At 48.4% G+C, this 21,878-nt stretch carries 18 protein-coding genes, 23 tRNA genes and 1 rRNA gene; 36 read left to right on the top strand and 6 right to left on the bottom strand.

Annotated elements, in window-relative coordinates; all coding sequences use genetic code 11:
* Positions 1 to 143: 143 nt before the first annotated feature.
* The 23 genes from rrf (at position 144) to CRN96_RS04680 (ending at position 2,283) form a co-directional block, all read left to right on the top strand.
* A 5S ribosomal RNA gene (rrf, locus tag CRN96_RS04790) occupies positions 144 to 258 on the top strand.
* Positions 259 to 302: 44 nt separating this feature from the next.
* A tRNA-Val gene (locus tag CRN96_RS04785) sits at positions 303 to 378 on the top strand.
* 5 nt (positions 379 to 383) lie between these two features.
* A tRNA-Thr gene (locus CRN96_RS04780) sits at positions 384 to 459 on the top strand.
* Between the two features lie 17 nt (positions 460 to 476).
* Positions 477 to 552 (top strand) — tRNA-Lys (locus CRN96_RS04775).
* Between the two features lies 1 nt (position 553).
* Positions 554 to 639: transfer RNA gene (locus CRN96_RS04770), tRNA-Leu, on the top strand.
* A gap of 14 nt (positions 640 to 653) precedes the next feature.
* Positions 654 to 728, top strand: a tRNA-Gly gene (locus tag CRN96_RS04765).
* A 41-nt stretch (positions 729 to 769) separates the two neighbouring features.
* Positions 770 to 858: transfer RNA gene (locus CRN96_RS04760), tRNA-Leu, on the top strand.
* Between the two features lie 14 nt (positions 859 to 872).
* Positions 873 to 946 (top strand) — tRNA-Arg (locus tag CRN96_RS04755).
* Between the two features lie 9 nt (positions 947 to 955).
* Positions 956 to 1,029: transfer RNA gene (locus tag CRN96_RS04750), tRNA-Pro, on the top strand.
* Positions 1,030 to 1,055: 26 nt separating this feature from the next.
* Positions 1,056 to 1,131 (top strand) — tRNA-Ala (locus tag CRN96_RS04745).
* Between the two features lie 25 nt (positions 1,132 to 1,156).
* Positions 1,157 to 1,230 (top strand) — tRNA-Met (locus CRN96_RS04740).
* A 4-nt stretch (positions 1,231 to 1,234) separates the two neighbouring features.
* Positions 1,235 to 1,311 (top strand) — tRNA-Ile (locus CRN96_RS04735).
* A gap of 24 nt (positions 1,312 to 1,335) precedes the next feature.
* Positions 1,336 to 1,428, top strand: a tRNA-Ser gene (locus tag CRN96_RS04730).
* Between the two features lie 21 nt (positions 1,429 to 1,449).
* Positions 1,450 to 1,523: transfer RNA gene (locus CRN96_RS04725), tRNA-Met, on the top strand.
* Positions 1,524 to 1,535: 12 nt separating this feature from the next.
* Positions 1,536 to 1,611: transfer RNA gene (locus CRN96_RS04720), tRNA-Asp, on the top strand.
* A gap of 18 nt (positions 1,612 to 1,629) precedes the next feature.
* Positions 1,630 to 1,702 (top strand) — tRNA-Phe (locus CRN96_RS04715).
* 10 nt (positions 1,703 to 1,712) lie between these two features.
* Positions 1,713 to 1,788 (top strand) — tRNA-Thr (locus CRN96_RS04710).
* Positions 1,789 to 1,791: 3 nt separating this feature from the next.
* Positions 1,792 to 1,872, top strand: a tRNA-Tyr gene (locus CRN96_RS04705).
* 4 nt (positions 1,873 to 1,876) lie between these two features.
* Positions 1,877 to 1,950 (top strand) — tRNA-Trp (locus tag CRN96_RS04700).
* Positions 1,951 to 1,954: 4 nt separating this feature from the next.
* Positions 1,955 to 2,030, top strand: a tRNA-His gene (locus CRN96_RS04695).
* A gap of 6 nt (positions 2,031 to 2,036) precedes the next feature.
* Positions 2,037 to 2,108 (top strand) — tRNA-Gln (locus tag CRN96_RS04690).
* Positions 2,109 to 2,117: 9 nt separating this feature from the next.
* A tRNA-Cys gene (locus CRN96_RS04685) sits at positions 2,118 to 2,188 on the top strand.
* A 20-nt stretch (positions 2,189 to 2,208) separates the two neighbouring features.
* Positions 2,209 to 2,283 (top strand) — tRNA-OTHER (locus CRN96_RS04680).
* 356 nt (positions 2,284 to 2,639) lie between these two features.
* Here CRN96_RS04680 and CRN96_RS04675 read toward each other — a convergent pair.
* A tRNA-Leu gene (locus CRN96_RS04675) sits at positions 2,640 to 2,724 on the bottom strand.
* Positions 2,725 to 2,933: 209 nt separating this feature from the next.
* Here CRN96_RS04675 and CRN96_RS04670 point away from each other — a divergent pair.
* The 6 genes from CRN96_RS04670 to CRN96_RS04645 all read left to right on the top strand — a co-directional run bounded on the left by CRN96_RS04670 (position 2,934) and on the right by CRN96_RS04645 (position 8,773).
* Positions 2,934 to 4,028: a carbohydrate kinase gene (locus CRN96_RS04670; protein ID WP_097039599.1), complete on the top strand. Its 1,095-nt coding sequence runs from the start codon at positions 2,934 to 2,936 to the stop codon at positions 4,026 to 4,028.
* The gene (locus CRN96_RS04665) at positions 4,025 to 4,933 is read left to right on the top strand and encodes a pseudouridine-5'-phosphate glycosidase (protein WP_097039597.1); all 909 of its coding nucleotides are present in this window, start codon (positions 4,025 to 4,027) and stop codon (positions 4,931 to 4,933) included. The genes CRN96_RS04670 and CRN96_RS04665 overlap by 4 nt, the downstream gene beginning before the upstream one ends.
* Positions 4,934 to 5,013: 80 nt before the next feature.
* Positions 5,014 to 5,628, top strand: a complete 615-nt coding sequence (locus CRN96_RS04660) for an adenine nucleotide alpha hydrolase family protein (RefSeq protein WP_097039595.1) — start codon at positions 5,014 to 5,016, stop codon at positions 5,626 to 5,628.
* A 103-nt stretch (positions 5,629 to 5,731) separates the two neighbouring features.
* Positions 5,732 to 7,399: a S9 family peptidase gene (locus CRN96_RS04655; RefSeq protein ID WP_179647096.1), complete on the top strand. Its 1,668-nt coding sequence runs from the start codon at positions 5,732 to 5,734 to the stop codon at positions 7,397 to 7,399.
* 112 nt (positions 7,400 to 7,511) lie between these two features.
* Complete coding sequence (locus CRN96_RS04650) at positions 7,512 to 8,042, top strand: YceI family protein (RefSeq protein WP_097039591.1); 531 nt, start codon at positions 7,512 to 7,514, stop codon at positions 8,040 to 8,042.
* 86 nt (positions 8,043 to 8,128) lie between these two features.
* On the top strand, positions 8,129 to 8,773 hold the full coding sequence (locus CRN96_RS04645) for an HD domain-containing protein (protein WP_245844542.1): 645 nt from the start codon (positions 8,129 to 8,131) through the stop codon (positions 8,771 to 8,773).
* Here CRN96_RS04645 and CRN96_RS04640 read toward each other — a convergent pair whose 3' ends face one another.
* Entirely contained in the window at positions 8,774 to 9,328 is a 555-nt protein-coding gene (locus tag CRN96_RS04640) for a Maf family protein (protein WP_097039587.1), read from the bottom strand. It lies immediately after the preceding gene.
* 132 nt (positions 9,329 to 9,460) lie between these two features.
* Between CRN96_RS04640 and CRN96_RS04635 the strand changes: the two genes are divergently transcribed.
* From CRN96_RS04635 to CRN96_RS04625, 3 genes are all read left to right on the top strand, one after another.
* On the top strand, positions 9,461 to 9,817 hold the full coding sequence (locus CRN96_RS04635; protein WP_097039585.1) for a DUF6176 family protein: 357 nt from the start codon (positions 9,461 to 9,463) through the stop codon (positions 9,815 to 9,817).
* Positions 9,818 to 9,885: 68 nt separating this feature from the next.
* Complete coding sequence (locus CRN96_RS04630; protein ID WP_097039583.1) at positions 9,886 to 11,169, top strand: D-serine ammonia-lyase; 1,284 nt, start codon at positions 9,886 to 9,888, stop codon at positions 11,167 to 11,169.
* 274 nt (positions 11,170 to 11,443) lie between these two features.
* Complete coding sequence (locus tag CRN96_RS04625) at positions 11,444 to 12,583, top strand: glycerate kinase family protein (protein ID WP_097039582.1); 1,140 nt, start codon at positions 11,444 to 11,446, stop codon at positions 12,581 to 12,583.
* A gap of 57 nt (positions 12,584 to 12,640) precedes the next feature.
* On the opposite strand, the gene CRN96_RS04620 is transcribed toward CRN96_RS04625, so the two are convergent.
* Positions 12,641 to 14,860, bottom strand: coding sequence for a heavy metal translocating P-type ATPase (locus CRN96_RS04620; protein WP_097039580.1), 2,220 nt, complete (start codon positions 14,858 to 14,860; stop codon positions 12,641 to 12,643).
* Positions 14,853 to 15,221: an ArsR/SmtB family transcription factor gene (locus tag CRN96_RS04615; RefSeq protein WP_097039578.1), complete on the bottom strand. Its 369-nt coding sequence runs from the start codon at positions 15,219 to 15,221 to the stop codon at positions 14,853 to 14,855. The genes CRN96_RS04620 and CRN96_RS04615 overlap by 8 nt, the downstream gene beginning before the upstream one ends.
* A gap of 177 nt (positions 15,222 to 15,398) precedes the next feature.
* Here CRN96_RS04615 and CRN96_RS04610 point away from each other — a divergent pair, with 177 nt between their 5' ends.
* Together CRN96_RS04610 and CRN96_RS04605 are read left to right on the top strand one after the other, a co-directional pair.
* Positions 15,399 to 15,842, top strand: a complete 444-nt coding sequence (locus CRN96_RS04610; RefSeq protein ID WP_245844541.1) for a CopY/TcrY family copper transport repressor — start codon at positions 15,399 to 15,401, stop codon at positions 15,840 to 15,842.
* A 120-nt stretch (positions 15,843 to 15,962) separates the two neighbouring features.
* Positions 15,963 to 18,047: a heavy metal translocating P-type ATPase gene (locus tag CRN96_RS04605; protein ID WP_097039574.1), complete on the top strand. Its 2,085-nt coding sequence runs from the start codon at positions 15,963 to 15,965 to the stop codon at positions 18,045 to 18,047.
* A 52-nt stretch (positions 18,048 to 18,099) separates the two neighbouring features.
* Here CRN96_RS04605 and CRN96_RS04600 read toward each other — a convergent pair whose 3' ends face one another.
* Positions 18,100 to 18,447, bottom strand: a complete 348-nt coding sequence (locus CRN96_RS04600) for a DUF488 domain-containing protein (RefSeq protein ID WP_097039718.1) — start codon at positions 18,445 to 18,447, stop codon at positions 18,100 to 18,102.
* Positions 18,448 to 18,451: 4 nt separating this feature from the next.
* Entirely contained in the window at positions 18,452 to 19,972 is a 1,521-nt protein-coding gene (abc-f, locus tag CRN96_RS04595; protein WP_179647094.1) for a ribosomal protection-like ABC-F family protein, read from the bottom strand.
* 281 nt (positions 19,973 to 20,253) lie between these two features.
* On the opposite strand from abc-f, the gene queG reads away from it, so the two are divergent.
* A complete protein-coding gene (gene queG, locus CRN96_RS04590) occupies positions 20,254 to 21,387 on the top strand; it encodes a tRNA epoxyqueuosine(34) reductase QueG (protein ID WP_097039571.1) in 1,134 nt (377 codons plus the stop codon).
* Positions 21,388 to 21,400: 13 nt separating this feature from the next.
* Positions 21,401 to 21,871, top strand: coding sequence for a tRNA (uridine(34)/cytosine(34)/5-carboxymethylaminomethyluridine(34)-2'-O)-methyltransferase TrmL (gene trmL, locus CRN96_RS04585; RefSeq protein WP_097039569.1), 471 nt, complete (start codon positions 21,401 to 21,403; stop codon positions 21,869 to 21,871).
* Positions 21,872 to 21,878 lie beyond the last annotated feature (7 nt).

Genomic DNA, 21,878 nt, shown 5'->3' with positions numbered 1-21,878 from the left:
GATAGGTTCGGCGTGTAAGTGTGGCAACACACTCAGCGGACGAATACTAATCGATCGATGACTTATTCAAAGATTTGTACCGTGTAGGTTTTCTAGCATGCTTTGCTTCTATATGGTTTTGAATGTACATGCATTCATATTTGTCTGGTGGCGATGGCGGAGAGGCCACACCTGTTCCCATGCCGAACACAGCCGTTAAGCTCTCCAGCGCCGATGGTAGTTGGACATACGTCCTGCCAGAGTAGGACGCTGCCAGGCAATTCATTTTTATTAACTGAATAACAGTATCATGTTTTTATTTTGGAGAATTAGCTCAGCTGGGAGAGCATCTGCCTTACAAGCAGAGGGTCGGCGGTTCGAACCCGTCATTCTCCACCATTTATGCCGGCCTAGCTCAATTGGTAGAGCAACTGACTTGTAATCAGTAGGTTGGGGGTTCAAGTCCTCTGGCCGGCACCATTTTCTTCATCAAGTATGAGCCATTAGCTCAGTCGGTAGAGCATCTGACTTTTAATCAGAGGGTCAGAGGTTCGAATCCTCTATGGCTCACCACGCGGGTGTGGTGGAACTGGCAGACACGCTAGACTTAGGATCTAGTGCCTTTACGGCGTGGGGGTTCGACTCCCTTCACCCGCACCATTAAAATTGTATATGCGGAAGTAGTTCAGTGGTAGAACACCACCTTGCCAAGGTGGGGGTCGCGGGTTCGAATCCCGTCTTCCGCTCCATATAATTATTCATAGTATCAGAATCATGTCTTAATAAGTTAGCCGGGGTGGCGGAATTGGCAGACGCACAGGACTTAAAATCCTGCGATAAGTGATTATCGTACCGGTTCGATTCCGGTCCTCGGCACCATATTTCATTCTTATGCGCCCGTAGCTCAATTGGATAGAGCGTCTGACTACGGATCAGAAGGCTAGGGGTTCAAGTCCTCTCGGGCGCGCTTAAATTACGGGAAGTAGCTCAGCTTGGTAGAGCACTTGGTTTGGGACCAAGGGGTCGCAGGTTCGAATCCTGTCTTCCCGACTTGATTCACTTATACTCATCATAATGGGGGCTTAGCTCAGCTGGGAGAGCGCCTGCCTTGCACGCAGGAGGTCAGCGGTTCGATCCCGCTAGTCTCCACCATTATTTAAAACATTGAGTTTACCATGGCGGTGTAGCTCAGCTGGCTAGAGCGCACGGTTCATACCCGTGAGGTCGGGGGTTCGATCCCCTCCGCCGCCATATTGGACCTTTAGCTCAGTTGGTCAGAGCAAACGGCTCATAACCGTTGGGTCGCAGGTTCGAGTCCTGCAAGGTCCACCATCTTTTTAAAAGCTTTTTTCATACGGAGGAATACCCAAGTTCGGCTGAAGGGATCGGTCTTGAAAACCGACAGGGGCTTAACGGCCCGCGGGGGTTCGAATCCCTCTTCCTCCGCCATTATTATTTTAATATTATTATCGCGGGATAGAGCAGTCTGGTAGCTCGTCGGGCTCATAACCCGGAGGTCGTTGGTTCAAATCCAACTCCCGCAATACTTTTTTAGTGGTCCCGTGGTGTAGCGGTTAACATGCCTGCCTGTCACGCAGGAGATCGCGGGTTCAATTCCCGTCGGGACCGCCATTTTTAATTACATAAGCAGGTCCAGTAGCTCAGTCGGTAGAGCAAAGGATTGAAAATCCTTGTGTCGGCGGTTCGATTCCGTCCTGGACCACCTTTTCTCAGCCGGCCTAGCTCAATTGGTAGAGCAACTGACTTGTAATCAGTAGGTTGGGGGTTCAAGTCCTCTGGCCGGCACCATTTGGTGGGGTAGCGAAGTGGCTAAACGCGGCGGACTGTAAATCCGCTCCTTCGGGTTCGGCAGTTCGAATCTGCCCCCCACCATTTTAGGGGTATAGTTCAATGGTAGAATAGAGGTCTCCAAAACCTTTGGTGTGGGTTCGATTCCTACTACCCCTGCCATATGGCGATCGTGGCGAAGTGGTTAACGCACCGGATTGTGGCTCCGGCATTCGTGGGTTCGATTCCCATCGGTCGCCCCATTTTATTGGGCTGTAGCCAAGCGGTAAGGCAACGGGTTTTGGTCTCGTCATGCGAAGGTTCGAATCCTTCCAGCCCAGTACTTTTCTGGCGCCATAGCCAAGTGGTAAGGCCGAGGACTGCAAATCCTCTATCACCGGTTCAAATCCGGTTGGCGCCTTTGGAATCCTTCCATACAATGCGGAAGTAGTTCAGTGCTTAGAACATGCTTCTTCCTGAAGCAAGACATAGGTTCAAATCCTATCTTCCGCTCCATTTTATTTATTTTGTTTCATAATTAAATTGATTGTTATAAACCGGCCGGTTGCTTATGCAGCCGGTTTTTTAATGTTCAAAAATATATGCAATAAAAAAGCACCCCTGGAGAATGTCTCCAGGGGTGCTAGTATTATCAGCCGGGATTGTAGAATAGGCAGGGGTTTTAGGGACATCAGCCTCTAGTTGATGGGTCATTAGAGCCTCGTCTGTTGTTGTAGCAAAAATCATATATTTTCAACAAATGTCCGTTGGATTGATTAATTCCAAAGAATGGAGGGTTTGGCAAGACAGTCAGATTTTACATAAAAAAAGACTTTCAACTAAATTGTTGAAAGTCTTGGTATTTCATTTAGTACCACCAGCCGGGGTCGAACCGGCACGGCCTTTACGGCCATCGGATTTTGAATCCGACGCGTCTGCCAATTCCGCCATGGTGGCATCGCAATATTTTTAAGCAACAATAGAATTATAACCCATCGCATCACATCAAGTCAATAGCTATATATAATATATTGAATCTTTGTATGGGCTGTGAAGAGGTCTTTTTTTATTTTAAAATTACATATAAAGTGATGTGAATTTCATCATTCTATGGTATATTATAAACAATTGTTTGAAACTAAAACAAATGTTTTGGAGGTGGAATGATGAACCAGAAAGAGCAGATGGTGCTCGATAATATAAAAGAGAATCCCTTCATCTCTCAGCAGGAACTTGCGGAGAAGGTCGGGCTCTCACGCTCGGCAGTTGCGAACATCATATCGGGGCTGATCAAGAAGGAATATGTGCAGGGCAAGGCTTACGTACTGAATGATGAGTATCCGATCGTCTGCATCGGTGCAGCCAACGTCGACCGGAAATTCTATGTCAAAGAGAATCTGATCCATGGGACTTCGAATCCGATCGAGTCGACAAAGTCTGTCGGCGGGGTGGCAAGGAACATCAGTGAGAACCTCGGGCGTCTTTCCCAGGATGTCACACTGATCACTGCATGCGGCGTGGACAGCGAATGGGAGACCATCAAGTCGCTCAGTGCACCTTTCATCAATCTTGATTATGTCCATCAGATCGGTAATAAAAGCACCGGGTCCTATACTGCATTAATCAGCGGATCCGGAGAGATGGAGTATGGCTTTGCGGATATGGCGGTCTACGATGAGCTGACACCGGAATTGCTCATACAGAACACATATATACTGAAACGTGCCAGGTGCATCGTCGCGGACTTGAACATCCCGAAGGCTTCGCTTGAATTTTTATGTTCTTATGCGGAAAAGTACGGAATAAAAGTCGTCCTGATACCGGTATCGGGACCGAAAATGAAAAATATGCCGCATAATCTCCATGCAGTGGACTGGATGATCGTGAACCGGGATGAGACGGAAGCTTATTTTGACATCGTCATCCGGAATGAGGAAGATCTGCGTGATGCTGCAGGCAGATGGAATGCAGTAGGTGTGGAGCATGTCATCGTCACGAATGGTTCCAAGTCCCTTGTATACAGTTCCGGGGGTGAGTCTGCTGTGTATGAAATAGAAGCTTCTGCGGATGTCGTGGATGTGACCGGAGCGGGTGATTCTTTCTCTGCTGCCGTGATTTACGGCTGGTTAAAGGGTATGGATATGGAAGACACGATCAGACTCGGCATGATCAACAGCAGGAAAACGATAGAGACCAGCTATACGGTCAGACAGGACTTGGATGAACATCAATTAATCAAAAATCTGGAGGAAATCAAATGAAACAATACTTAAGCATTACAGAAGAGGTGCAGAAAGCACTCGATGAAAATAAACCCGTAGTGGCTCTGGAGTCCACAATCATCTCACATGGCATGCCTTACCCTCAAAACGTGGAGATGGCCAAAGAAGTCGAGCAGATTGTACGTGACAATGGTGCCGTGCCGGCAACAATCGCCATCATCGACGGCATGATCAAAATCGGCCTGACCGATGAGGAACTGGAAACCATGGCCAATACAGAAGATGTCGCCAAAGTATCAAGACGTGACATGGCCCAGGTGGTCGCAACGAAGCAGCTGGGTGCGACGACGGTGGCATCGACAATGATCTGTGCGGAAATGGCGGGCATACGCTTCTTCGTCACAGGCGGCATCGGCGGGGTGCACCGCGGTGTCGAGGAAACGATGGACATCTCTGCAGACCTGGAAGAACTTGCACAAACTGATGTTGTAGTGATCTGCGCCGGTGCGAAATCGATTCTGGATCTGGATAAGACGATGGAATACCTTGAGACGAAAGGTGTGCCTGTCATCGGCTATCAGACGGATGAACTGCCTGCATTCTTCACACGCGAAAGCGGGATCAAGCTGAACGCGGTGAGTGAGACGGTGGAAGAAATCGCAGACATCGCCAGGGTCAAATATGAACTGGGTCTTGAAGGCGGCATCGTCGTGGCGAATCCGATCCTGGAAGAGGATGCGATGGATAAGGACTACATCGACGGTGTCATCAATGAGGCTGTACGGGAAGCCGGGGAGAAAGGCATACACGGTAAAGATTCAACACCTTTCCTCCTCAGCAAAGTCGTGGAGTCGACGGAAGGCAAAAGCCTTGAGACGAACATCAGGCTTGTAAAGAACAACGCTGAAGTCGGTGCGCGGATTGCTGTAAGCTACCACAAATAAATTCAAATAATATGTAACAATTGTGTGACAAGATGTTATAATCATCCTATATCATATCTATGGATCAGAGGAGATTGGTTATGGGTAAAAACGTTACAATTGTTATTGAATACGGTATTCAAGGTGAAAGCATGATCAAACATGCCCTGGAGCTGGTACATGATGATGATGCCCTTAATATCCTGATTGTTGATATCAGTTCTCAAGAGTTGAAGTACAACAAAGAAGTGGACTTCCAACTGATTAAAAACCGTGCGGAAGAACTGAATTGTACTCTGGATATCATCGAATCCTCACCCAAGCATGCATTTGAAAAAGCGGTTCAATATGCCCAGAAGAAGAAAACGGATCATTTGATCATCGGTGAAGACAGGGAACAACTGATGGATTTGATACTGCAGGGATCGCTGTCCAGCTATATATTGAGCAAAATGCCTGAGACCTATTTGTCTTTTGTACCGTTCAATCTGGCTGTGGATAATGACTTCTTCGAATACGCATCCGGTAAGAGAGTATTCCTCAAAAAGATCGACGGTGCATACAGGATTGTCGATAATATCAATAATGACTATGATTATGAAGCTGTATATTACAAATCGAATTACACTGATTTTGAAACAGGTGTCATTTATATATATGTCGGCAACAGGCTCATTGAACGCAAAATTACAGAAGGCATAGTGGAGGATTTCTGATAAAATACCCTAAACCTTTCCAACTCGGGAGGTTTAGGGTATTTTTGTATTAAGTGACGTTGGAAAGGATGAGGACATGACCAATTTTATAAAGTACTTGGACATGAAACTGAAAGAAGGCTTTTTATACTACATCAGCGACGAGACGGGAAAGCGTGAGCTGCATAGATACAATCTTGCAGACGGTTCAACAGAGCAGGTGACGCATGAGATGCAGAACGTCAAAAATTACTGGTTCGTCAATGACCGTTTGATGATTTCGACGGATTACAACGGGAATGAACGTGAACAGTTCAAACTCGCAGATAATGATTTCGAGCTTACAGCGGCCCCGGACCATTATCATTATTACGGCACATATATGGACGGGCATATACTGTACTTCAGAAATCATCAGGAGAAGAGCGAGTTTGAGCTGTGCATGACGGATTTGGAAGGGCGGAGCCGTATCCTCAATGTATTCCGGAAGCCGACCAAAATCATCTCCAAATTCCGGGACGGCCAGCTGCTGCTCAGCCAGGATGCCACAAACATCGATTCAAAGTTTTATATTTATGATATTGAAAATGCCGGGATGGAGCCACTGCCTTTCCCGGAAGGCAGATTCAAAAATTACAACTCCCTGGACGAGGATGAAGCTGTATTCGTCAGCGACTTTAAAAACGGCTATTTAAACCTTTATTCTTTGAACAAGGAAAATTGGGACTACAAGAGGCTCTCTGATTTCAAATGGAACATAGAGCATTTCATACTGGCAGGCCGCACGGCTTATCTGACACTGAATGAGAACGGGTTTTCAACATTGTATGAGTATGATATCGACACAGACGCCTTGAAGCCGCTTGAGTTTCCGGGTGACGGTGTCATCCACTCGTTGAAAAAAGAGAAAGATCATTTATATATACTTTACTCGAGCAAGGCCGAACCCCACCGTGCCTATAATTATCACATCGGGACGGGCAGATCTGAAAAGCTGTTCGGCAACAGCCCGGCAGACACTGAAATCATGACTGAAACGGGTACCTATGTATCATTCGATGCATTGGATGTCCCATATTATCTTTATAGACAGACGGGTGAGAATGTCAAAACCGTGATTCATATACACGGCGGGCCGGAATCGCAGGCGCGGCCCGAGTTCAATGAGCTGTATTATAAACTTTACGGGGCAGGATATCAGATTGCCGTGCCGAACATCCGCGGGAGCACGGGGTACCACAAATTCTACATCGGCCTCGATGATCAGCTGAAGCGGCTGGATGCGCTCGATGACATCATATATTTGAGAGAACATCTGATCACCTCCCGCAATGCGGATCCTGAGCAGGTATTCATCATGGGCCGGAGCTACGGCGGCTTCATGACACTGATGGCCGTCACACAGTATCCGGAGTTGTGGAAAGGTGCTGTCGATATCGTCGGCATATCGCATTTGAGGACGCTGCTTCAGAACACGTCGAAATGGCGCAGGCAGCTGCGCTCCCATGAGTACGGCTTCATCGGCACACATGATGATTTCTTTGAAGCGACGGCGCCGCTTGAGAACGCCGGCAATATACAGGCACCGCTCAGAATCTTCCACTCGAAGCACGACGTGAGGGTGCCTTACAGCGAGTCGGATCAAATGTACGGCAGGATGAAGCGGAAAGGTAAAGATGTGGATTTCGTCGCTTACGAAAATGAAGGTCATCAGTATATGCACACCGAAAACATTGATGATATGAACAATGAAATCATAAGGTTCTTCAATGAACTGAGCCGGAATCAATAAAAAATATCTAGAATTTGAGATTTATTAAGTTTGTTACTTGCTTTTTGTAACCGAGTGGTATATTATAAATACATGTTAAAAAATAAACATGAATATACCGGAGGTTTTAATAATGACTAAATTTGTAGCAGATAATTTCCACTCAGAAGTCGAGTTTTCAGTGAAACACATGATGGTGACCAAAGTGAAGGGCACTTTTGAAGAGTATTCCATAGAAATCGAAGCGGATTCAATCGAAGACTTCGAAAATGCGAGCCTTAAGGCGACGGCAAAACCGGGAACGATCAACACAGGCGTCGGCGACCGTGACGGCCACCTGCAGTCGGAAGATTTCTTCGATGCTGAAAATCATCCTGAGATCACTTTCACTTCAACGAATATCGAAAAGTCCGGAAATACATTCAAAGTGACAGGCGATCTGACGATCAGAGGCACGACTAAAGAAGAAACGGTCGTCATGGAATATAACGGCCAGGGCACCGACCCGATGAGCGGTGACACGGTTTACGGTTTCGAAGGTTCATTTTCAATCAACCGTGAAGATTACGGCCTGACTTGGAACCAGTCACTTGAAACAGGCGGCGTCCTTGTAAGTAAAGAGGTCAAAGTCGACCTTGAACTACAGTTCAGGGAAGAAAAATAATCAGTCAGAAACTTTACCACACCTTCAGGGTGTGGTATTTTCAATTTTAAGAGGTTTAAAATTCAAAGGATCGGCAGGGGATGGAAATGAATCAGGAAGAAATCATCAATTCGGTTGTAGACTATGTCAGAGACTTTCATGCGGAGGATTCAACGGGCCATGACTTTCATCATGTAATGAGGGTGTACAGGAATGCGATGCGCATCCAGAAACAGGCAGGCGGGGATGAGTTCATCATCAGGGTGGCGAGCCTGCTCCATGACACGATAGATGAAAAGCTGAACGGAGGCGAGCATGTGGTGGAAGACACAAGGCATTACCTGAGGAGCTTTTCAATTGAGGAGGCGGCCGTCGAGCGTATACTCTATGCCATGCAGGCGGTGTCCTTCAAAGGCGGGAATAATGCCTTTGAGGTAAAAAGCATCGAGGATGCGGTCGTCCAGGATGCGGACAGGCTCGATGCGCTGGGCGCCATCGGTATAGCTCGGACTTTCATCTTCGGCGGTGCCAAAAATCATGAAATCCATAATCCTGAAGCCGGGGCGAGGGAGGGGATGACGCTCGAGGAATACCGTGAAGAAAATACGATGATCAATCATTTCCATGAAAAGCTGTTGAAACTGAAGGACCTGATGCATACGGATGCAGCGAAGGAATTGGCTGAAGCGCGCCATAGGTTCATGGAAGATTACCTTGAACAGTTCCATGCTGAATGGCAGGGTGAGCGGTGATCACTCCTGCCAATTCTGCAGTGCGCGCACGACTTCTGCGAGCGGCAGACCGACGACGGTATTATAGTCGCCGTGTATCTCCTTGACGAGCAGGGCGCCGTGGCTCTGGATGCCGTATGCTCCTGCTTTGTCCATATAGTCTTCATGCTGTAAGTGATTTTCAATTTCCTCATCGGTTAAATCATAAAATACCACGTCTGTTTTGGAGAGGATGAATTCTTCCTTATGAAGGGAGCGCAGCATGCAGCCGGTGTACACCTGATGGGTGCCGCTGCTCAATTCCCTGATCATCTCACGGGCGTGGGCTTTATTCTCCGGCTTTTCATATATGACGCCGTCCTTTGCAACGACGGTGTCCGCAGTCAGTATGACTTCGGAGTCCGAAAGCTCGGTGCTATGCGATTTTATCGCCGCCAGGGTCTTTACTTTTTCCACAGGTTCTGTTATCGTTACTCTTGATTCGTCTGTCAGCTGTTCCCGCAGCTCAAATTTTATGTTGACCTGGTTCAGGAGATATCTCCTCCGGGGTGAAGATGAAGCTAAAATTAATTTCATATAAACATCCTTTTTATTATATTATTACATATTTAAAGATGGCTCACGAGTCAAAACTTCAACAGTGGCCGGTGTGACTTTAATTTGAGCGAAATGATGTTTAGTTGAACAGTTACTTAAGAGGTGAAGTCGATGAGAGTGGAACTCACAAAATTTCGTGTAAAAGAAGGAAAAAGCAGACGCGTGGATGAGTGGATCAACTACATTCACGAAAACATGGATGACGTGCTGTTGAACCTCGAAGGTGAGCGGATGTATGTCGAGACGATATTCCGTGAAGCGTTCAATAATGTCGAGTACCTGTATTGGTACAGTGTCCAGGACGAACGGGCGGCCGACGATGATGGCCCGAGCGCACCGAAGATCGATGAAAAGCATATCGAGTTCTTTGATGAATGCATCGATAAGACATTCCGTCCTGAAGATATGACGGCGGCTGTCACGATGATTCCGTACCGCGTGAGAAAAGCGATGGAAAGTGCTGACTAGAAATTCGAATAGTGATAAATTAAGGGCAGACGAAAAGTCTGCTCTTTTTTAATTTCGGAGGGGATAAGATGAATGAAGAGGTTTTGGGACGTTTGAAAGCAGCGGAGGAAGTCTTCTGGAAAAACGATGGGTATAAGCATCATGAAGTGATGGAAGACGGTGCCTTCACTATGGACGATATCCGGGCGGCGGAAGAAAGGCTTTCGAAATTCGCCCCGCTCATTGAAAGACTGTTCCCTGAAACGAGTGGGCAGAAGGGGATAATCGAATCACCGGTCATGCGGCTCGAGCGGATGGAGCGTCATCTGGATGGTGTGTACGGTACTGCCCTGGATGGCAGCCTGTATATAAAACGGGATGATATACTGCCCATTTCAGGATCGGTGAAGGCCCGCGGCGGCATATATGAAGTATTGAAGCATGCCGAGGATCTTGCGCTGGCAGATGGACTGATCGATGAGGATTTGGATTATGCACAGTTCGCCTCGGATAAGTTCAGGGAATTATTTTCACATCATACGATCGTCTGCGCCTCGACGGGCAACCTGGGCCTCAGCATCGGCATTATGAGCGCAAAGCTCGGCTTTAAAGTGGAGATCCATATGTCCGCCGATGCCAAAGCGTGGAAGAAGGCGATGCTCCGGGAGTACGGAGTGGACGTCATTGAGCATATGGACGACTACAGCCGTGCGGTGGAAGTCGGCAGGGAAGAGGCTATGCGGCGTGATGATTTTTATTTCGTCGATGATGAAGACTCGGTCACGTTGTTCCTCGGGTATGCGGTGAGCGCGCTCAGGTTGAAGGCGCAGCTCGAAGAAGTGGGTATTGAAGTGAATAGAGACAAGCCATTGTACGTATATCTCCCGTGCGGGGTCGGCGGGGCGCCCGGCGGCATCACATTCGGGCTGAAGACGGTCTTCGGTGATGCCGTCCATCCGGTGTTCGCCGAGCCCACACATTCGCCGTGCATGCTGCTCGGTGTGATGAGTGGGCGCCACGATGAAATTTCCGTGCGTGATATCGGGCTGGATAACGTGACGATTGCGGACGGTCTTGCCGTCGGACGGGCATCGAAGTTCATCGGGAAGACGGTCGGAGACATGATTTACGGATTTTACACCGTGGAAGACGAGGCGCTGTTGAAGCTTCTAGCCAAGCTGCGGGATGAAGAGGGGATGAAACTCGAACCCTCCGCACTCTCCGGGATGCCCGGTGCCTACAAGCTTCAGCAGAAAGACCCGGACATGACCCCCGGCACACACCTCGTGTGGTCGACCGGCGGTGACATGGTCCCGGATGAAGTTTGGCGGAAGGATTATGAAGAGGGGCAGGCGCTGCTCGGGGATGAGTGATTGAGGTTTTCCGGATGGATGTTTGCGGGAGGCTGAATCTGTCTGGATTAAGTTGGTGAAAACAGACAGAGGCCGGTGTTATCCTCGTTCTGTCCGGATTCTGATGAGAAAAACGGAAGGAGCCGCAGGATGAAGCGCGACTGTCCGGAATAATGCTCAATATCCGGATGGATGTTGAAGTTGATGACGCTCTGTCAGGTTTTTCAGAAAAAAACGGAAGGAACCTGAATATTTTAGGGTGTTGTCCGGAAATTAAAGCAGGGGAGGGGATCAAATGAAGGTTATTGCAGCCATGGACTCTTTCAAAGGGAGCCTGTCATCGCCTGAGGCGAACGAGGCCGTGAGAAAAGGGGTAAAAGCCATATTTGAAGATGCAGATGTCCGCACTTTCCCCATGGCGGACGGCGGTGAGGGCACGATCGATGCGCTTATTGACGGTCTCGGCGGGGAAATCAGATCAAGAGAAGTCACCGGGCCGCTCGGGGGTAAAGTCAATGCCCGTTACGGCTTTGTGAATAAAGAAAATCTCGCCGTCATTGAAATCGCAGAAGCGTGCGGTTTGACGTTGCTCGCGGAAAACACGCTCGATCCATGGCGGGCGACGACTTACGGTGTCGGGGAACTGATCCGTCATGCGTATAGTGAAGGTGCAAGAACTTTCATCATCGGGCTCGGCGGCAGTGCGACCAATGACGGCGGTGTAGGGATGCTGCAGGCGATGGGCTACCGCTTCCTGAATCAGGACGGTGCGCCTATCGAACCCGGCGGCGGAGGATTAAAGGATATCCAGCAGATCATCAAGACGGAAGAAGCGGCTGAATATGATGACTGCGACTTCCGTGTGGCTTGTGATGTGAATAATGTCCTATACGGACCGGATGGTGCGACATACGTGTTCGGACCGCAAAAAGGTGCAGAAGAGGCCATGCTGCCAAGGCTGGATGATGCACTGAAGCATTATGCGGATAAGACACTTGAAAAGGGCATCGACATCTCATCCGTCGAAGGCGGCGGTGCCGCCGGCGGACTGGGCGCTGCTTTCTATGGATATCTGGATGCCCGGCTCGAACCCGGAATCCGGCTGGTGATCGACCTGCTTGATCTGGAGACTGAAATCAAAGATGCGGACCTTGTCATCACAGGGGAAGGCAGGTTGGATGCTCAAACCGCAATGGGTAAGGTCCCGTCAGGGCTTGCGGAAGCGGCGAAGAAGCATGGTGTACCCGTCATCGCGTTCGGCGGCAGTCTGACTGAAGATGCCTATACATTGACCGAAAACCATCTCGATGCGATCTTTTCCATCCAACGGACACCGATATCCTTAAAAGAAGCGATGGATGCCGAAGCCACCCGCTTCAATCTGGAAAAAGCCGTGAGCCAGGTGATCTCAGTAGTCAAACTGGATATCCCATAAAATAAACACCCCGACCATTACAGTGGGGGTGTTTTGGGTATATGGATACTTTTATAATCAATTCTCCAGCTTCAACGTTTCAGCATAGGTGTTTTTATTCACCGGCTCATCTCCGGCTTCATCTTCCTCCACCCGCATGAGCCTCATACCATTCAATGCCACGATGAGTGTTGCACCCATGTCTGAGAGGATCGCAATCCAGAGCGTCAGCCATCCGGGGATGACGAGCAGCAGGGCAATGATTTTGATGCCGATGGCAAAAGCGATGTTCGCTTTGATGATGTTCAACGTTTTACGGCTGAGCTTTATCGTGAACGGCAGTTTTCTCAGGTCATCGCTCATTAAGGCGACATCTGCCGTTTCGAGGGCAGTATCTGTGCCTGCGCCGCCCATGGCGATGCCGACTGTGGAGGCGGCGAGTGCCGGCGCATCGTTCACGCCGTCTCCCACCATCCCAACGTGCTTATATTCAGACTTTAACTGTCTAATGACATCCAGCTTATCATGTGGCATCAACTCATATTGGACATCCGTCACGCCGGTCCGTTCACCGATGGCCCGGGCCGTACTGCGGTTATCGCCGGTCAGCATGACTGTCTTCCGGATGCCTGCCTGATGCAGCTTGCCGATCACTTCCCGGCTCGATTCACGCACTTCGTCCGCAACGGCGATGATTGCCTGAATACTTTCCCCGGTACCTGCAATCATGACCGTCTTCCCCTGATCCTGGAGCGCCTTCACCTTGTTTTCAACTGCACTGCTGAAACCGGATGCCTCCATCTCATTGAATAATGCGGGCTTGCCGATATAATACATTTCGCCGTTGATCCTGCCCTGTATCCCTTTTCCTGTGACGGAATAAAAATCTTCGACAGGTATATTTGCGTACGGCACATTATTATCATCCGCTTCTTTTATGATGGCGGACGCCAATGGATGCTCGGAACGGTGTTCCAGGGCTGTGATGATTGACAGCACTTCTTTTTCATCAAGAGAATCATCAATCAACTGATAATCGGTCACAACGGGTACGCCTTTTGTGAGTGTCCCTGTCTTATCGAATGCTATGGCTTTTAACCCGCCCATCTCTTCCAGATGGACCCCGCCTTTTATAAGGACACCTTTTTTGGCCGCATTTCCGATGGCGGAAACGATCGATATCGGGGTGGATATCACCAGTGCACATGGACAGCCTACAACAAGGACCGCGAGTCCTTGATACACCCACGTCGACCAGGCGGCCCCGAAGAATAGGGGTGGTATGACTGCAACCAATAAAGCAATGACCATAATGGCCGGTGTGTAATATTTTGCGAATTTATCGATGAAGGCCTGGGCCGGGGCGCGTTCACCCTGAGCTTCTTCGACGAGATGTATAATTTTTGAAATGGTCGTATCTTCAGCCAGCTTGGTGATTTTGACTTCGAGCAGTCCTTCTTCGTTCAGTGTACCTGCAAATACTTCATCATCCCGGGATTTCTCGACAGCCACCGATTCACCTGTGATGGCTGCCTGGTTGACGGCAGAATATCCATCGACGATGACGCCATCCATTGCGATTTTCTGACCCGGCTTGACGACCATGATGTCGCCGACTTCAATATCATTGACGTGAACCGTCATTTCATGTCCGTTCCGCTTGATGAGTGCCTCTTTAGGCGCGATGTTCATAAGTGAACTGATGGACTGCCTTGCACGTTCCATCGAAAAACGCTCCAAAGCTTCACTGAGGGCAAAAAGGATGACGACAATCGCAACTTCAGCCCATTCTCCGATGATGACACCGCCAATCACTGCGACCGTCATCAGCGTCCGCATATCGAATTCCAGACGGATCAAATTCTGAAGACCGGTTTTCAGCATCGAACTTCCGCCCACGAGCATCGAGGTGATGAACAGCAAAGGCGTGAGGATATTATCATTGCCGTTCACAAACATGGAAATGAAACCGAAAATGAGGAATAACAGCGAGTAGAGCAGGGTGCTGTGCTTCTTATAAAACGGGAGGGGCGTTTCCTTTTGAGGGTCGTGATCTTCAGTTGTTTTCTCCGGTGCAACTTTAAGACCTTCAAATGCCCCGGCAGCTTCCAGCTCTTCAATCGTCGCCGAGCCGTAGACCGAGATTTTAGAAGCGCCGAAGTTGACTTTAGCATCCCGGACCTCGGGCAACTTTTTGACATTACTTTCAAACTTCCCGGCACAATTCGCACAGGAAAAACCATCTACACGATAAACGCTTTCTTCTTTCTGATCTAGTTTAACGAGTCCCTCAGACATTGGCCGTCACTTCTTTCCTCTGCGTCAGTGCAATCATCATGATTTGCTTGATATGCTGGTCCTCAATCGAATAGAAGGCAAGTTTCCCTTCTTTCCTGAAAGTGACGACCCCCTGTTTATAAAGGGTGCGCAGATGGTGGGAGGCGTTGGCGATGGTCACGCCGAGTATATTTGCGATGTCGCACACACATAATTCATCTTCCCGGCACAGGGCATACGTGATTTTAGCCCTGTTCACATCGGCGATGGCTTTAAGCATCTGTGAGACACCGGCAATGTCCACAGTCTGTAAATCTTTTTGCACGCGGTCGACCTTTTCTTCGTCATAACAGAAAACTTCGCAGGTCTCTTCTATATTCATAACGTACCTCTCATTCAAGTATATATTTGAATAAAAGTATACGCTCTTTTAATTTTACATTCAAGTAGACACTTGAGTGTTGATAAGGGATAAAATTCCAAGAAGCTTGACATTTAATGATTACATATGTAAACTAAAGATAATAAGACTACAGATGTAAATGGTGGAGGGATGAAGATGACACAGCCGGATTATCAAATCACGGATTCCGAATGGGAAGTCATGCGTGCTGTCTGGGCACAGGAGCAGGTGACGAGCAGGGAAATCATAGAAGTGCTGCAGAAAAAGAAGGATTGGAGCCCTGCCACGATTAAAACGTTCATCGGCAGGCTCGTTAAAAAAGAAATGCTTGATACAGAAAAAGAGGGCAGGAAGTTTTTGTATTCAGCCAAGATCCGCGAGGATGAATTCCTCAGGAACACCCTGGATGAGACGTTCAGTAATATCTGCGATAAGGATAATGGAAGTATGATTGCGGGGTTGATCGAGAAATCGGTGTTAAGCATTGAAGATATAGAACTGCTTGAAAGAATGATAGAGAAAAAGAAAAAAGACGCAGTGGAAGAAGTGCCGTGCAGCTGCACACCCGGCCAATGCAGATGTCAGATTCATCATCCGTAACACTGGTTTTTGAATGGAGATGACTGAGGCAAAATTTTTTAAGATTTTATATACCCCATTAGGGTATAAGTCGAGACTTCTGTTTAAACACGCATCTATTTAATGTTAAAGAAAAGAGGGATGAATATGTCACAACATAAGCATGAACATCATAATCACCATCATGACAGCGAAGACCATCACGTCGGACATGCCGCTCATGATCACCAGGAAGGACACGGAAATCACGATGGGGATCACGGCCATCACCATCATGGAGATTTCAGGAAAAAGTTTTTTGTTTCACTGATTTTCGCAGTACCGATTATTTTTCTCGCCCCGATGATGGGCATCGAACTGCCTTTCCAGTTCACGTTCCCCGGATCCGACTGGGTGGTGCTGGTGCTCGCAACAATACTATATTTCTACGGCGGCCAGCCTTTCCTGAGTGGTGCGAAGGAAGAGCTGAAGGCCCGTAAGCCGGGCATGATGACCTTGATATCAATGGGCATCTCGGTCGCATATTTCTACAGCTTATACGCGTTCTATATGAATCACTTCGGTGCAGCAGACACACATACGATGGATTTCTTCTGGGAACTTGCGACATTGATCGTCATCATGCTGCTGGGCCACTGGATTGAGATGAATGCGGTCGGCAATGCAGGGGATGCACTCAAAAAAATGGCCGAGCTCCTGCCGAACACTGCAGTCATCGTTGAAGAGGATGGAAATACCAAAGAGGTCAAGCTCTCTGAAGTGAATGAAGGTGACGTCGTACAGGTGAATGCAGGGGATAACATCCCCGTCGACGGTACCATCGTATCCGGAAGAACTTCCGTGGATGAATCACTTGTTACAGGAGAGTCAAGGAATGTTGAGAAGACGGTGGAAGATACTGTCATCGGCGGCTCTGTGAACGGATCCGGCACCATTACGGTGAAAGTGACGGGTACCGGGGAAAGCGGTTATCTGTCGCAGGTGATGGGGCTCGTAAGCCGGGCTCAAAGCGATAAGTCGCACGCAGAGCTGCTTGCCAACAGGATTGCGGGGTATTTATTCTACTTCGCGCTCAGTGCCGGATTGATTGCATTCATAGTATGGATGATGATTTCAAACGACATGAGCTTTGCGACTGAAAGGCTGGTGACGGTGCTCGTCATCGCGTGTCCACATGCACTCGGTCTCGCCATTCCACTCGTGACGGCACGGTCGACTTCCATCGGTGCGAGGAACGGACTGATTGTTAAAAACCGTGAATCGCTGGAAACTGCAAGGCACCTGGATGCAGTCATGATGGATAAGACAGGGACGCTCACAGAAGGTAACTTTGCAGTGAATCATTTTGAAAGCTTCAATGATGCGTATTCCGATGAAGAAATATTAGGGTTCATGGCAGCAATCGAAAAAAGTTCGAGTCATCCATTGGCCCTCGGCATACTGGATAAAGCAGCGGAGGAGGGCATCACTGTCCCGCAGGCTGAAGATGTCAACAACATTCCGGGCATCGGGCTGGAAGCGACAATTGCCGGCAGGGATATGAAGATCACAAGCATGTCCTATCTGGAAGATCATAATATAGATTACGATGAAAAGCAGTTTGAGTCCCTTGCAGGGCGTGGGAACTCGGTCAGTTTCCTGATCATAGACGGTGAAAACAGCGGCATCGTCGCACAGGGCGACCAAATCAAGGCAAGCTCTAAAGGCATGGTTGAAGATTTGATTGAACGCGGAATCGAACCCGTCATGATGACCGGGGACAACAGGCAGGTTGCAGAAGCGGTCGCAGCGGAACTCGGTATCAGTGAAGTGCATGCCCAGATGATGCCTGAAGATAAGGAAGCGATGATCCAGGCGTATCAGAAGGAAGGGAAGAAAGTGATGATGGTGGGGGATGGCATCAATGATGCACCGAGCCTCGTACGCGCAGACATCGGTGTGGCTATAGGCGCAGGAACGGATGTTGCGGTCGAATCCGGTGATGTCATACTGGTCAAGAGTGATCCGTCGGACATCATGAACTTCCTCTCACTTTCGGAGAAGACGATGAATAAAACAGTGCAGAACCTGTGGCTTGGGGCAGGCTATAATATAATCGCCGTTCCGCTCGCAGCAGGTGTGCTCGCTTCCATTGGGCTGATCCTCTCACCGGCCGTCGGTGCCATACTGATGTCGATCAGCACAGTTGTTGTTGCGCTGAATGCGATGACGCTGAAATTGAATTAAATAGAAAAGGTCTCAAAACCTATCGGGTTTGGGACCTTTTTCATTTGCGCGGCTACTTCATATCTCCAATATATTCCTTGATCACCACAGCCTGATTGTGTTCTTCGTCTTTTGCAGCATAGAGCAGGGTGACATTACGTCCGTCGGAATCCTTCTTGATTTGCATCAAAACTTCCTTATGGTCATCCAGTTCCTTCTTATACTTTTCTTTGAACTCCTCCCATTTTTCGGGATCATGGTCAAACCATTTTCTGAGCTCTTTGGAAGGGGCGATATCCTTAAGCCATTCATCATGTTCAAGATCTTCCTTTTTGATGCCCCTCGGCCAGATGCCGTCCACAAGTATCCGCTTCCCATCCTGCCGCGATACATCATCATACACCCTTTTAAGTTTGAGCATCATATCATCTCCTCCTATCCCGTTTCTTCAACAATACCCGTTTTTCTTCGAGTAAGCGGTTGAACTCGGCATCGAGAGCTTCAGTAGGGTCAAGAGATAATCTGCTGAGCACCTCGGTGATTTTATTCTCAAGGACCATCAGTGCTTCCCCGGTGTCATCTAGAGATTCAGCGGTCTGGTCACTAAACAGTTTTCCATCCTCAATATTGTAATTGGTGTCAGTGATATTTTCACGGAATATCCGGTCATGGGAAACGAGGACGATGGTCGCAGGATGGCTCTGCAGCATGACTTCAAGTGCTTCAATCGTATGGATGTCGAGAAAGTTGGTCGGCTCGTCGAGCATCACCACCTGAATATCCGCCATCAGAATTTTCGCGAGCTGGACTTTGACGCGTTCTCCGCCGTTGATGACGTTTATTTTCTTATGGACTGCATCACGCTTTATATTCAGTCGGGCGAGAACGGTCCTGACAGTCGTCTCATCATAGTGACTCGCTGTCATGATGTTTTCAATAATAGTTTTGTCATTATCCAGTGATTCCAGCTGCTGATGGAAATAGCCGATTTTAAGTGAAGCATCTTTATATTTTTCCTGGATATGGTTGAGCAGGGTGGTTTTGCCGCTGCCGTTTGCGCCGGTTATTGAGATCTTTTCACCCGCTCTTACAAATAAAGAAGCCCCGGTCAATATGGTTTTGTCTTCACGTTTGATCTCTTCATTCTCAATCCTGATGATTGTCTTTTGACCGAGGGACTCCATACCCTGGGTATGGAACTTGATTTCCTTCTCCTCGATCGGTTTGTCCTTTACTTCAAGCTGTTCTATACGTGATTTCATGCCGCCTGCCACCTGGTCCAATTTCTTCTGTTTCTTGTTGAAGTAGGGTTTTGCACCAAGGACATTCACATCGGAATCAGATTTATCTTTTACCTTTGCGGCGCCATCCGCCTGACGTTTTTTCTTATCAATTGCGTTTGATAAATGTCTTTTAACTTTTACATACTTGTCATACTCATCCTGCTGCCTCTTTATGGAGTGCTCTTTCATCTCCTTATATTTATCGTAGTTGCCCGGATAGACTTTGATCAAATTGTCCTCAATGGACCATATTTCATCAACGGTCCTGTTCAGGAATTCACGGTCGTGTGAGGCGATGATCTTGATATTATCAATGTGCTGCAGCTTTTTCACCAGAGCTTCGGAATGCTGCTCATCGAGGTGTGTCGTCGGCTCATCCAAAAGCAGGATCCCCGCATCCTCATTCAGTGTCCGGTTTAAATACAGCTGTGTCGTCTCGCCGCCGCTCCTTTTAATGTCGGTATCCTTGATCTGCGGGATCAGTTGGATGATGTCATCCGTATAAATATCACTGCTTTCAATCATATGGTTGAAGAGTGTCGTCTTGCCGCTGCCGTTTCTGCCGATTAATCCGATCGCCTTATGTTCCTGTATTAGCAGGTGATCGACTGAGAGCAGATGTTCACCATTCACTTCCAAGTGGATATCTTTCAATTCAAGCATAAAAAAACCCCCGAATTCAGTATTTCGAATCAGGGTACGACGGGCCTCTATGTTATAATATGCTTCATAAAACATATTAAATAACATCATTCATAATGAATATTAAGGAGAAAATTAGGCCGTTATTATCCTGATCCGACATTTTTTGCATGCTGAATAAGCATCAATATGTCATGGGTAGGGGATAATCTACTTCATCGGCCTGATTCCACTCCTTTTCTCTATAATTAATTCCATATTACACTTTTTAGTGTTTATTTTCAATGAAAGGAGGAATGATCATGGACCGTCGTGAATTCAAGCAAAAAGTCATAGATTACGCCCACAGCATCGGCATCGACGATATCGGCTTCACGCATGCCGAGCCGTTTTTGGAATATAAGGCGAAGCTCATCGATTACCTGGACAAGGGATATGCGTCTGGCTTTGAAAAAGGCAGCGTGGAAGAGCGCACGAACCCGAAAGCGAGCCTGCCGAGTGCGAAAAGCATCATTGCGATCGCCGTGGGGTATCCGAATAAACTCCCGGATGCGCCGAAGGGCAGGAAGGGCAGCCGGCGGGGGATGTTTGCCCGTGCTTCATGGGGCATGGATTACCATGAACTGCTGAACAGGCGCCTCGATAAGCTTGAAGCCTACATCAAGTCCATCGACCCAGGGATTGAGACGAAATCGATGGTGGATACAGGCGTGCTCTCAGACCGTGAAGTGGCGCGGCGAAGCGGTCTCGGGTACATCGGCAAGAACGGATTCGTCATCAATCCGGAACTCGGGACCTACACATATCTCGGTGAAATGATCGTAAGCTACCCGTTCCCGCCTGACGAGGAACTGATCGACTCATGCGGAGACTGCAACATATGCGTCGACCGCTGCCCGACAGGGGCGCTCGTCGGCAACGGCCAGCTCGACTCCAACAAATGCATCTCGTTCCTCACACAGATCAAAGGCTGGATGCCGGACGAGTACAGATATAAGATCGGCAACCGCTTATACGGCTGCGATACATGCCAGCAGGTCTGCCCGAGGAATAAAGGCATCAACACCGACCACCATGAGGATATCGTCCTCGAACCGGAAATATTGAAGCCTGAGCTGGAACCGCTCCTTGAAATATCCAACAGGGAGTTCAAGGAAAAGTACGGCCACCTCGCCGGAGTCTGGAGGGGGAAGAAGCCGATCCAGAGAAATGCTATAATTGCATTGGCACATTTTAAAGAGGAATCCGCAGTGGACACTTTGAAGCGTGTTGCGGAAAATGATCCGCGTCCGGTGATCAAGGGCACCGCCTACTGGGCGATCGGCCAGATCCAGGGCAGTGACGCCGCCGGGTACATCCATGAAAGATATCCGCATGAACAGGATGCGGAAGTGAAAGCGGAAATGCTGAAAGGCATCCAGGAAACCAGTCAATAGAGAGGAATTAGTCATGCCGAACCACATCGTTTTATTTCAACCGGAAATACCCCAGAATACGGGGAACATCGCCCGTACATGTGCAGCGACGGATACTACACTGCATTTGATCAAGCCGCTCGGCTTCAGCGTCGAAGAGAAGATGGTGAGGCGGGCAGGTCTGGATTACTGGGAGTTTGTGGACATCCATTATTATGAATCGATAGAACAGTTTTTTGAAGAAAATGAAGGCAATTACTACATGCTTTCAAAACACGGCAAGAAGGCCCATTCCGATATGGATTACTCTGATTTTGACGAGAACCATTATTTCGTTTTTGGCCGTGAGACGACAGGCCTGCCGGAGTGGGTCAGGGAAGAATATGATGATACACTGCTGAGGGTGCCGATGACCGGAAACGTCAGGTCGTTGAACTTGGCAAATACAGCTACAATGCTGGTGTATGAAGCATTAAGACAACAAAACTACCCGGGACTTATATAGGAGGACA

Origin of the sequence: Salinicoccus kekensis, assembly GCF_900220995.1 — a bacterium.
Taxonomy (GTDB): domain Bacteria; phylum Bacillota; class Bacilli; order Staphylococcales; family Salinicoccaceae; genus Lacicoccus; species Lacicoccus kekensis.
Note: the sequence above shows the minus strand (reverse complement) of the source record. Positions and strands in the feature narration are given on the sequence as shown.

Bases quoted from the DNA above. Each gene is read 5' to 3' on its own strand.
- CRN96_RS04670 (WP_097039599.1), top strand. From the start codon at position 2,934: ATGAACCAGAAAGAGCAGATGGTGCTCGATAATATAAAAGAGAATCCC.
- CRN96_RS04665 (WP_097039597.1), top strand. From the start codon at position 4,025: ATGAAACAATACTTAAGCATTACAGAAGAGGTGCAGAAAGCACTCGAT.
- CRN96_RS04660 (WP_097039595.1), top strand. From the start codon at position 5,014: ATGGGTAAAAACGTTACAATTGTTATTGAATACGGTATTCAAGGTGAA.
- CRN96_RS04655 (WP_179647096.1), top strand. From the start codon at position 5,732: ATGAAACTGAAAGAAGGCTTTTTATACTACATCAGCGACGAGACGGGA.
- CRN96_RS04650 (WP_097039591.1), top strand. From the start codon at position 7,512: ATGACTAAATTTGTAGCAGATAATTTCCACTCAGAAGTCGAGTTTTCA.
- CRN96_RS04645 (WP_245844542.1), top strand. From the start codon at position 8,129: ATGAATCAGGAAGAAATCATCAATTCGGTTGTAGACTATGTCAGAGAC.
- CRN96_RS04640 (WP_097039587.1), bottom strand. From the start codon at position 9,328: ATGAAATTAATTTTAGCTTCATCTTCACCCCGGAGGAGATATCTCCTG.
- CRN96_RS04635 (WP_097039585.1), top strand. From the start codon at position 9,461: ATGAGAGTGGAACTCACAAAATTTCGTGTAAAAGAAGGAAAAAGCAGA.
- CRN96_RS04630 (WP_097039583.1), top strand. From the start codon at position 9,886: ATGAATGAAGAGGTTTTGGGACGTTTGAAAGCAGCGGAGGAAGTCTTC.
- CRN96_RS04625 (WP_097039582.1), top strand. From the start codon at position 11,444: ATGAAGGTTATTGCAGCCATGGACTCTTTCAAAGGGAGCCTGTCATCG.
- CRN96_RS04620 (WP_097039580.1), bottom strand. From the start codon at position 14,860: ATGTCTGAGGGACTCGTTAAACTAGATCAGAAAGAAGAAAGCGTTTAT.
- CRN96_RS04615 (WP_097039578.1), bottom strand. From the start codon at position 15,221: ATGAATATAGAAGAGACCTGCGAAGTTTTCTGTTATGACGAAGAAAAG.
- CRN96_RS04610 (WP_245844541.1), top strand. From the start codon at position 15,399: ATGACACAGCCGGATTATCAAATCACGGATTCCGAATGGGAAGTCATG.
- CRN96_RS04605 (WP_097039574.1), top strand. From the start codon at position 15,963: ATGAATATGTCACAACATAAGCATGAACATCATAATCACCATCATGAC.
- CRN96_RS04600 (WP_097039718.1), bottom strand. From the start codon at position 18,447: ATGCTCAAACTTAAAAGGGTGTATGATGATGTATCGCGGCAGGATGGG.
- abc-f (WP_179647094.1), bottom strand. From the start codon at position 19,972: ATGCTTGAATTGAAAGATATCCACTTGGAAGTGAATGGTGAACATCTG.
- queG (WP_097039571.1), top strand. From the start codon at position 20,254: ATGGACCGTCGTGAATTCAAGCAAAAAGTCATAGATTACGCCCACAGC.
- trmL (WP_097039569.1), top strand. From the start codon at position 21,401: ATGCCGAACCACATCGTTTTATTTCAACCGGAAATACCCCAGAATACG.